The organism is Actinophytocola sp. (assembly GCF_036002505.1).
Taxonomy (GTDB): domain Bacteria; phylum Actinomycetota; class Actinomycetes; order Mycobacteriales; family Pseudonocardiaceae; genus DASYTH01.
Genome location: NZ_DASYTH010000480.1, coordinates 1 through 10,258, shown reverse-complemented (window position 1 = coordinate 10,258; position 10,258 = coordinate 1). Strand labels below are relative to the sequence as shown.

At 69.6% G+C, this 10,258-nt stretch carries 8 protein-coding genes and 1 pseudogene; 4 read left to right on the top strand and 5 right to left on the bottom strand.

Features of this window, described 5'->3' with window-relative positions; genetic code table 11:
- Nucleotides 1-189: pseudogene (locus VGR06_RS42315) on the top strand (hypothetical protein); the annotation flags it as partial.
- 80 nt (nt 190-269) lie between these two features.
- Here the strand turns inward: VGR06_RS42315 and VGR06_RS42310 are convergent.
- The 3 genes from VGR06_RS42310 to VGR06_RS42300 form a co-directional block, all read right to left on the bottom strand.
- Nucleotides 270-1,367: a hypothetical protein gene (locus VGR06_RS42310; protein ID WP_327564903.1), complete on the bottom strand. Its 1,098-nt coding sequence runs from the start codon at nt 1,365-1,367 to the stop codon at nt 270-272.
- 233 nt (nt 1,368-1,600) lie between these two features.
- Nucleotides 1,601-3,118, bottom strand: coding sequence for a glycerol kinase GlpK (glpK, locus tag VGR06_RS42305; protein WP_327564902.1), 1,518 nt, complete (start codon nt 3,116-3,118; stop codon nt 1,601-1,603).
- Between the two features lie 7 nt (nt 3,119-3,125).
- Nucleotides 3,126-3,890 carry an IclR family transcriptional regulator gene (locus tag VGR06_RS42300; RefSeq protein ID WP_327564901.1) on the bottom strand — a complete coding sequence of 255 codons (765 nt, stop codon included), beginning with the start codon at nt 3,888-3,890 and terminating at the stop codon, nt 3,126-3,128.
- A gap of 208 nt (nt 3,891-4,098) precedes the next feature.
- On the opposite strand from VGR06_RS42300, the gene VGR06_RS42295 reads away from it, so the two are divergent.
- Genes VGR06_RS42295 through glpD form a run of 3 tightly spaced genes read left to right on the top strand, consistent with a single transcriptional unit; the run spans nt 4,099 to nt 8,046 of the window.
- Entirely contained in the window at nt 4,099-4,887 is a 789-nt protein-coding gene (locus tag VGR06_RS42295) for an MIP/aquaporin family protein (protein WP_327564900.1), read from the top strand.
- A 12-nt stretch (nt 4,888-4,899) separates the two neighbouring features.
- Entirely contained in the window at nt 4,900-6,411 is a 1,512-nt protein-coding gene (gene glpK / locus VGR06_RS42290) for a glycerol kinase GlpK (protein ID WP_327564899.1), read from the top strand.
- 18 nt (nt 6,412-6,429) lie between these two features.
- Nucleotides 6,430-8,046: a glycerol-3-phosphate dehydrogenase gene (glpD, locus tag VGR06_RS42285; RefSeq protein WP_327564898.1), complete on the top strand. Its 1,617-nt coding sequence runs from the start codon at nt 6,430-6,432 to the stop codon at nt 8,044-8,046.
- Here glpD and VGR06_RS42280 read toward each other — a convergent pair.
- Nucleotides 8,007-9,260 (bottom strand): GAF domain-containing SpoIIE family protein phosphatase, encoded by a 1,254-nt coding sequence (locus tag VGR06_RS42280; RefSeq protein ID WP_327564897.1) that lies wholly within the window; start codon nt 9,258-9,260, stop codon nt 8,007-8,009. The two genes, glpD and VGR06_RS42280, sit on opposite strands and share 40 nt — an antisense overlap.
- A complete protein-coding gene (locus tag VGR06_RS42275) occupies nt 9,250-9,738 on the bottom strand; it encodes a helix-turn-helix transcriptional regulator (protein WP_327564896.1) in 489 nt (162 codons plus the stop codon). The genes VGR06_RS42280 and VGR06_RS42275 overlap by 11 nt, the downstream gene beginning before the upstream one ends.
- Nucleotides 9,739-10,258 lie beyond the last annotated feature (520 nt).

Here is a 10,258-nt window from a genome sequence, read left to right as displayed (position 1 = left end):
CAGGTCGTCAACCCGGTGAACGCGCGCATCCAGGGCCTGCTGGTCAACCCGCGAGAGAAGCTGCAGACCTTCGTCGAGCTCACCGCCGGTGAGAAGCAGGCGGGCGGACAGTTCGGGTTGCAACTGTCCCAGACCGACAGTCAGGGCCGGGACTCCGGCGGCGTCGAGTACCGCATCAGCGTCGACTAGCGCCGGCCGGACACGGGTCGCCCCAAGGAACACCCGGGTTCCTTGGGGCGGCTCGTTGATCCGTCCCCGGCCCGAACGATTCACTCGTTCAACGATCTGACGATCCGCGCCGCCACACGTTCAACGCGGGCACGACCGTATCGTCGGATCAGCGCCAGGTAGAACAGCGGCGGCCCAACCGAGGACCACTCGCCGACCCGGTCCGGCCGAAGCAGGTGTCGCACCACGGAGTCCACATCGAACGGGACGAGCTCAACCTGGTCGTGCTCCCACTTGTCCGGCACGCCCCGGCTACGCCGCGCCAGCAGCTCGGCTCCGGTCAGCTCGTGCAACGTCGCGAAGAACAACGCACCCCACTGGGACCGGTCGGCGTCGACAATGAACGCGAGCATCTCCAGGTGGTACTCGGACTCATCGATCGCCAACTCCTCGTCGATACCCCGGCGCATCACGTCGTACAGGTTCGGCGCGGTCCGCCCCCGCGAGTCCAGGTCCCGCGACAGCGCCTCGTTCGCCGAGGAGCTCCAGGTGTTCGGCTGCGACCCCACCTGGCCGCTGCGCTTCTGCACGACCAGCTGGTTGTCCGCGGTGACCACGGCGACATTCGTGCCGAAACTGCAGCACATGAAATCCGGTGCGGACTTCGGGTCCGCACCGAGATAGCGGCTTCGCGGCGTCGTCCCGTCCGCAAACTGGCGGTCCAACTGCTGCGCCGCCTGAAACGTGTAATAGTCGGCGTGCTTCAACCGCAAGCACGCCTCGGGTAACTCACTCACCGCGGTTCGGCTGATCACCAGGCCGCACACGGCGTAGTTCAACCCGTTCCAGAAGAATTGCTCCCCTGCGGCCTGCCGCCGTTCCTGCTCCGCCTCGATCTCCGCCCGCCACACCGCCAACTCCGCCGGTAGTTCCACCGGCACCGGATCGATGACGAGGCGAACCGACTGCTCGTTGATCACCTGTTCGCCGTCGCCCTCGACGATCACCATCGGCGTGTGCAGCGGCCCGAGCTGGAACCGGTCACCCGCCTCCGGTAGCCGCCCCCGCACCCGGAGCCGCCTGGTCAGCGAGCCGAGCCGGCGCGCCCGCGCCTTCAGGTAGTCCTCGAGAAACACGGTGAGCACGAGCCCGATCACGCCGCCGACCAGCAAGCCGGCGACCCCGCTTGTCAGGTCCACAGTCCCGACACCTTAGACCGAAGTTGCTGTGACTCTGCGTAGAACCTCGGTGGTTCACCTGCGAAAACGTGTCGACCGAGTGTGGCGAATGCGTCCTTTGTCACGCCCAGGGTGACCAAGGACGCATTCGTCGCATCACCTTCCCGGCCGCCGCTCGAGATCGTCTGCCCAGCTCAAACCCGATGTGCAAGCAGTTGATCATTCGTAACTTCGGCTTAGAGATCAGCCGCGGGTCAGCCCACCGGCGGGCGCGGTTTCGCCCAGCCGAAGGTGAGCTCGACGGCGCGTTTCCAGTTGGCGTACTCGGATTCGCGGTGGTCCGGGTCCATCTGCGGGATCCAGCGCGCCGCGGGGTGCCAGTTGCGGCGCAGGCCGGCGAGGTCGGGCCAGTAGCCGACGGCGAGCCCGGCGGCGTAGGCGGCGCCGAGGGACACGGTCTCGGCCACCAATGGCCTGGTCACCGGGATGTCCAGCACGTCGGCGATGAACTGCATCAGCAGGTGGTCGGCGGTCATCCCACCGTCCACCTTCAGCGCCGGCGACGGCACGCCCAGGTCGGCGTTCATGGCGTCGACCACCTCGCGGGTCTGCCAGGCGGTGGCTTCGAGCACCGCCCGCGCCAGGTGCCCCTTGGTGATGTAGGAGGTGAGGCCGACGATGATGCCGCGCGCCTCGCTGTGCCAGTGCGGCGCGAACAGCCCGGAGAACGCCGGCACGATGTAGCACCCGCCGTTGTCCTTGACGGTCCGCGCCAGCGTCTCGATCTCCGGTGCGCTGTGGATCAGCCCCAGGTTGTCCCGGAACCACTGCACCAGCGACCCGGTGACCGCGATCGAGCCCTCCAGCGCGTAGGTCGCCGGCTCACCGCCGATCTGGTAGCCGATCGTCGTCAACAGACCGTGATCCGACCGGATCAGCGTGGTGCCGGTGTTCATCAGCAGAAAGCTGCCGGTGCCGTACGTGCATTTCGTCTCGCCCCGGGAGAAGCACGTCTGCCCGAACAGCGCCGCGTGCTGGTCGCCGAGCGCCGCGGTGATCCGGATACCCGGCACCACCCGGGTGGTCCGGCCGTGGATCTCGGTGGACGGCCGGATCTCCGGCAGCATCTGCTGCGGAACCTCGAAGAACGACAGCAGCTCGGCGTCCCATTTCTGGGTGGTGAGGTTCATCAGCATGGTGCGCGACGCGTTGGTCACGTCGGTCACGTGTAAACCGCCGTTGACGCCACCGGTGAGGTTCCAGATCAGCCAGGTGTCCATGGTGCCGAACAACACGTCGCCGCGCTCGGCCCGGTCCCGCAGGCCCGGCACGTGGTCCAGCTGCCAGCGCAGGCTCGGCGCGGAGAAGTACGTCGCCAGCGGCAGCCCGCAGCGCCGCCGGACCTCCTCCAGGCCGGGATGCGCGGACAGCTCCGCGATCAGCGCCTCGGTCCGGATGTCCTCCCAGACGATGGCCCGGCCGACCGGGACCCCGGTGTGCCGGTCCCAGACCACCATGGTCTCCCGCTGGTTGGCGATGCCCAGCGCGACCACCGCCGCGGCGTCGATCCCCGCCTCGCGCAGGGCCTGCGGCATGATCCGGTCCACGTTGCGCCAGATCTCCACGGCGTCCTGCTCGACCCAGCCCGGCCGCGGGTAGTACTGGCGGTGCTCGCGCTGGGCCACCGAGACCAGCCGCGCGTTCTGGTCGAACACGATGCACCGGGTGGACGTCGTGCCCTGGTCGATCGACATCACGAAGCGCTGCGCCATTGAGACCTCAGCTTTCCGCGGCCAGCGCGCGGGAGACGGCCTCGGCGGCCTGCGACACCTGCTGCACGAGGGCCGGCTTGGGCCGGTTGGCGGCGTCGCAGATCCGGTCCACCGCACCGGAGATCCCGATCGCGCCGACGACCAGCCCGCCCGGCACCCGGATCCGCGCGGCGATGCTGGCCTCGCCCGGCATGTACTCCTCGGCCTCGCTGGCCCAGCCCGCGGTGCGCACCTCGGCCAGCACCCGCTCCAGCGCGGCCGGTTTGACGATTGTCCGGCGGGTCAGCGAGGTGAGCTCGCGCCGCCGGATGGTCGCGGTCAGCTCCGGGTCGTAGGCGAGCAGCACCTTGCCCAGCGCCGTGGCGTGCAGCGGGAGCATGCCGCCGATGCCCAGCGTCTGCATGGTGTCGTCCGGCCGGAACACGTGGTGCACGACCAGCACCGCACCGTCATGGTGCATGCCGATCCGCACCTCCTGCCCGCTGCGCGAGGCCAGGGTGTCCGCCCAGTTGATCGACCGGGAGCGCAGCTCGTTGGCGTCCAGATAGCTGGTGCCGAGGTGCAGCAGCGCCGCGCCGAGCCGGTACCGCCCGGTGCTCTGGTCCTGCTCGACGAACTCGACCCGTTGCAGCGTCCGGAGAATCCCGTGCGCGGTGCCCTTCGGCAGGCCGAGCGCGGCGGAGATCTCGGCCAGCCCGTGGTGGCCGGAGCCGCGGGCCAGCAGCCGCAGCATCGCCGCCGCCCGCTCGATCGACTGGATGGGTCCCGGCATGCCGCGGAAGCTACCCAACCACGGGGTTGTCGGCAATGTCGAACGCCGGCGGGCCGTGGCGGAGGTCATAGCCACGCACGGTAGCCGCGCCGCTGTTACGGAGCCAGGACACCCGTTCGACATTGTCGACCGCACTCCGTTGAGGGTGCCGGATCCCCTACGTACCTTCAGCTCACTCCCCGCCCGTTCAACGACGAATGGAGGAACCGTGGCACTCGGAGAGGTGTTCGTCAGCGAGCTGCTCGGCACCGGCACGCTGCTTCTACTCGGTGCCGGCGTCGTGGCGAACGTGCTACTCACCAAATCGAAAGGTTTCAACGGGGGTTGGCTGCTGATCAACTTCGGGTGGGGCCTCGCGGTCATGGCCGGCGTGTTCGTCGCCTTCAAGTCCGGCGCGCACCTCAACCCCGCGGTGACGCTCGGGATCATCGCCAGCGGCGCCGACAACTTCGCCGCGGACGTGCCGATCACGTTCGGCTCGACGCTGGTCTACCTGGCCGGCGAGATGGTCGGCGCCTTCCTCGGCGCCGTGCTGTGCTTCCTGACCTACCGCAAGCACTTCGAGGCCGAGGAGGACGAGCGGAAGAAGCTCTGGGTGTTCTCCACCGCACCGGAGATCCGCAGCTACGGCTGGAACTTCGTCACCGAGGTGATCGGCACGTTCGTGCTGGTGTTCGTGATCCTCTCGTTCGCCAAGACCCCGAGCCAGCTCGGCCCGCTCGCCGTGGCGCTGCTCGTGGTCGGCATCGGCGCGTCGCTCGGCGGCCCCACCGGCTACGCCATCAACCCGGCGCGCGACCTCGGCCCGCGGATCGCGCACGCGGTGCTTCCGTTGCAGTACAAGGCAACTTCGGTCGCGGTCGGGGTCGGCGGCCCCGGTGCCGCGCAACCGGCCAGGCCGGCCAAGGATTCCGACTGGGGCTACGCCTGGGTGCCGGTGGCCGGCCCCATCGTCGGCGGGGTCCTGGCCGGTCTGCTCTCCCAGGTCGTGTTCTAGAAAGGACAGTCAATGAGCCGCTACGTACTCGCCATCGACCAGGGCACGACCAGCACCCGGGCGATCATCTTCGACCACGCCGGCACGATCGTCTCGGTGGGGCAGAAGGAGCACGAGCAGATCTTCCCCAGAGCCGGCTGGGTCGAGCACGATCCGGCGGAGATCAGCGAGAACACCCGGCACGTGGTCGGCCAGGCGCTGGCCAAGGCGGACCTCAACACCGGGGACCTGGCCGCGGCCGGCATCACCAACCAGCGCGAGACCACCGTGGTGTGGGACCGGCACACCGGTCAGCCCGTATACAACGCGATCGTCTGGCAGGACACCCGCACTCAGTCCATTGTGGAGGATCTCGGCGCGCTGGGCGGCGGTGCCGAGCGGTACAAGGCGAAGGTCGGCCTGCCGCTGGCGACCTACTTCTCCGGCCCGAAGATCCGCTGGATTCTGGACAACGTGGACGGTGCAAGAGAAAAGGCCGAGCGCGGGGACCTGCTGTTCGGCAACACCGACACCTGGACGCTGTGGAACCTGACCGGTGGCGTGAACGGCGGGGTGCACGCCACCGACGTGACCAACGCGTCCAGGACCATGCTGATGGACCTGGACACGCTGTCCTGGGACCCCGGGATCGCCGCGGAGATGGGCATCCCGCTGTCCATGCTGCCGGAGATCCGCTCCTCCTCGGAGGAGTACGGGATCGCCACCGGGGTGCTCAACGGCGTGCCGATCGCGGGCATCCTCGGCGACCAGCAGGCCGCCACGTTCGGCCAGGTGTGCTACGAGGTCGGCACCGCGAAGAACACCTACGGCACCGGCAACTTCATGCTGCTCAACACCGGCGAGGAGAAGGTCGCCAGCAAGAACGGACTGCTCACCACGGTCTGCTACAAGATCGGCGACGCGCAGCCCGTCTACGCGCTGGAGGGCTCCATCGCGATCACCGGCGCGCTGGTGCAGTGGCTGCGGGACAACCTCGGCATCATCTCCTCGGCCGCCGAGATCGAGACCCTGGCCGGGCGCGTGGAGGACAACGGCGGGGCCTACTTCGTGCCGGCGTTCTCCGGGTTGTTCGCCCCGTACTGGCGGGCGGACGCGCGCGGCGCGCTGGTCGGCCTCACCCGGTACGTGAGCAGGGAGCACCTGGCCCGGGCCGTGCTCGAGGCCACCGCGTTCCAGACCCGCGAGGTGCTGGACGCGATGAACGCCGACTCCGGGGTCGCGCTCACCGAGCTGAAGGTGGACGGCGGCATGGTCGCCAACGAGCTGCTCATGCAGTTCCAGGCGGACCTGCTCGACGTTCCAGTGGTGCGGCCCAAGGTGGCCGAGACAACGGCCCTCGGCGCCGCCTACGCCGCGGGCCTGGCGGTGGGCTACTGGAGCGGCCTCGATGACCTGCGGGCGAACTGGGCCGAGGACAAGCGCTGGGTGCCGGCGCTGGACGCGGCCGAGCGGGAGCGGATCTACCGCAACTGGAAGAAGGCCGTCACCAAGTCCTTCGACTGGGTCGACGGCGACGTAGACTAAGTCCACAGTGGAGGATCGATGACCGCGCGGCTCGACCCCGCCTACCGGGCGGCGGCGGTGCGCGCCCTCGCCGGGACCGAGTTCGACGTGCTCGTCATCGGCGGCGGTGTGGTCGGCTCCGGCGCCGCCCTGGACGCCGCGTCCCGCGGCCTGTCGGTCGCGCTGGTGGAGGAGCGCGACTTCGCGGCGGGCACGTCGAGCCGGTCCAGCAAGCTGATCCACGGCGGGCTGCGTTACCTGGAGCAGCGGGACTTCGCGCTGGTGCGCGAGGCGCTCCGGGAGCGCAGCCTGCTGCTCCGCAAGCTCGCTCCGCACCTGGTCCGGCCGGTGCCGTTCGTGTACCCGCTGCGCCACCGCGGTTGGGAGCGCGCCTACGTCGGCGCCGGTGTGCTGCTCTACGACAGCATCGGCGGCGCCGGCGCCCTGCCCATGCACAAACACCTGTCCCGGCGCCGGACCCTCGAGCTCGCGCCGGCACTGCGCCCGGACGCCCTCACCGGCGCGGTGCGGTACTTCGACGCTCAGGTCGACGACGCCCGGCTCGCCATGATGGTCGCTCGAACCGCCGCCCAGCACGGCGCCACTGTCCTGACCCGGGTCCGGGCGACATCGCTGCAGCGTTCAGGCGGCGAGGTCACCGGCGCTCGGGTGCGCGACCTGCTGTCCGGTACGGAACTCGTGGTCCGCGCCCGGCGGGTGATCAGCGCGACCGGGGTGTGGACGGAGCGGCTCTGCGCCGAGGCCCCGTTCCAGGTGCGAATGTCCAAGGGCGTGCACTTTCTGGTGCCGCGCGAGCGCATCCGGCTCTCCACCGGGCTGATCACCCGCACCGAGAAGAGCGTCCTGTTCGTGATCCCCTGGAACCAGCACTGGATCGTCGGAACCACGGACACGCCGTACACCGCCGACCCGGCCTGCCCCACCGCGACCCAGGCTGACATCGACTACCTGCTCGCCCAGGTCAACACCTGGCTCCGCGAGCCGCTGACCCGCACCGACATCGTCGGCGTCTACGCCGGCCTGCGCCCCCTCCTCGATGGAAAGTCAAGCGAGACAACCAAACTGTCCCGCGAGCACGCCGTCGCCGAGCCCGAGCCCGGCCTGTTCGTCGTCGCCGGCGGCAAGTACACGACCTACCGGGTGATGGCCGCCGACGTGGTCGACGCGGCGACCAAGGGCCTCGGCCGCGCGGTGGCCCCGTCGCTGACCCGCCATCTCCCCCTGCACGGCGCGGTCGGCTACCGGGAGCTCTGGGCGGACCGGCACACGGTCGCCGCCCGCGCCGGCCTCCCACTGTCCACAGTGGAGCGCCTGCTCGGCCGGTACGGCTCCGCGCTGACCGACCTGCTGGCGATGATCGACCGGGACCGCGACCTGGCCGCGCCCCTGGCGGAAGCCGGCGGCTACCTCGCCGCCGAGGCGGTCTACGCGGTCACCCACGAGGGCGCGCTGGACCTCGACGACATCCTGTCCCGGCGCACCCGGATCGCCATCGAGTACCCCGACGCCGGCGCCGCCGCGGCCGACGAAGTCGCCGACCTGATCGCCCCGCACCTCGGCTGGGACGCACACACTCAATCCGCCGCCGTCGCGGCCTACCGCGAGAAGAATCGGGAGCCGGCCCCGGCCCGGTGATCACGCGCCGCCGTGCGCCGCATGACGAGCAGGGCGACGTCGTCCTGGGCGGGACGCATACCGACCATGGCCTTCATGACCCGGGCGCAGACCGCTTCCGGGGCGCCGGTGATGATCGACTCGCGGAGCAACGCCAGCCCGTCGTCCAGCGGCTTGTCGCGTCGTTCCACCAGGCCGTCGGTGTAGAAGGCGATCACCCCGCCGGGCGGCAGCTCGACTGAGCCACTGCGGCGGTGCCCGGTCGCCAGCCCGAACCCGACGGGCGGACCGACCGGAACGTCCACGAAGGCCGCGGGCCGGTCGGGTACGGCCAGGACCGGAGGAAGGTGACCGGCCAGGCTCAACCGCAGCTCGCCGACGGACGGATCCACCACGGCATAACCGATGGTGACCATCGTGCCGCGCTCGAAATGGCTGGCCTGCCGGTCCAGCTTGCTCAGCACCGCTCCCGGGTCGGCGGAGTCCAGCGCGTAGGCCCGCAACGCGCTGCGCACCCGCCCCATGATCACCGCCGCGGTGAGACCGTGCCCGGCCACGTCGCCGATGGCGATCCCCAGCCGCCCACCGGACAGCTCGAACACGTCGTACCAGTCACCGCCCACCCCGGTGCTCGCCCCGGGCACGTACCGGGCGGCGAACTCCAGGTCCGGCACCGTGGGCAGCCGCCCGGGCAGCAGGCTCCGCTGCAGCGCCGAGGTCGCCGCCCGCTCCGCGATCGCCAACTGCGCGTGCACCGCGAGCGCCAGCCGGTCCCCCACGAGCTGCAGCAGCTCGGTGTCCGTATCGGTGAACCGCCGCGGCGTCAGCGACCCCACATGGAGCACCCCGAGCACCTCGTCCCGCACCACCATCGGCACCCCGAGCATCGTCCGGATGCCCTTCTCCCACAGCAACGGGTTGATCACCGTCGAGTGGTCCACCCGGTTCAGCACCACCGGTCTTCGCCGGACCACCACCTGCCCGGCGAACCCCTGCCCGATCCGAACCCGAACCCCCTGCCAGACCTCCTCCTCGATCCCCAACGCCGCCGTCGCCACCAACTCGTCCGACCCGCGCTCAACCAGCAACACCGCCGCCGTGTCCACCCGGAGCAGCCCCACCACCTGCTCCAGCAGCTTCACCAGCACCGCGTCCAGGCCAAGGCTGGTCAGCGCGCTGTCCGTGACCGCCTCGAGCACCTGCAGACGCTCATCAAGACCGGCATCACTGGACACGACCCAAAATTAACCCGAAACCGGCCCCGGCAAACACCCTGATCACCGACGGCCGGCCGCGATCACGGCCAGCTCCGTCCGGTTGGGCGGCACCCAGCTTGGCGTAGATACGGGTCAGGTGAGCCTTGACCGTCGCCCGGCTCATGTACGGCCGGCTGGCGATCTCCGGGCTGGACAGTCCCTCCCGGATCAGCCGCACGATGTCCAACTCAGTCGGTGTCAGGCTCGCCCAACCGATCTGCGGCCGGTGGCGTGGCCCCCGACCCCGGGTCAACGCGGCCACGACGTCGTCAAGGCACCGGGCCGTCCCCTCCCGCCAGATCGACACCAGTGACATGTCGACCAGCCGCCCCACCATGGCCAGCGAACCACCGCACACTGTTTCGACGGCCCCGTGGCTGAAGGCTCCGGAGAACACGGCCCGCCGGCGGAACACCACCCGCTCCTCGTCGTCAAGCAGCGCAAGACTCCACGCCATCGAAGCCTGCAGCGTCTGGCGCCGGGAAGTGGCCCCCGCGCGGCCCGCCAGCAAGCAACCGGAACGGGTCATCCAGGCCGCTCGCGATCTGCCATGCGCAGCGACATCCAACAAATCCGAATGCCTGTACCGCGGCGAGCACATCCCCGGCCTTTCCGTGTACTCAGCGTCTGGGTCCGCACCTCCGGCCACTGGCAACTAGTCGCCACCCAGTAATACCTCCCTAGCGACCGCGACCGCATAGGCCGCAGAGAACGCCAACAGGAGAATTATATACCGCCACCACTTTACAAAAGCATTCGAAGAAGCGACAAGGTATCGCGGATTACCCGGCAAGTGACCACTAAACTCCCCACGGCTGTTTCAAGATCACCTAGGTGGATGCTGTTGCTGATGGGACTGTGGTGACGCCAGGTACTCCAGTGGCTCCGAAGTCGTGCGGCGAAGGACGCCTTCCTCACGCTGAGCGTGAGGAAGGACGCTGTCGTCGCACTCACTCCACAGTGGACACTCGGTTGCT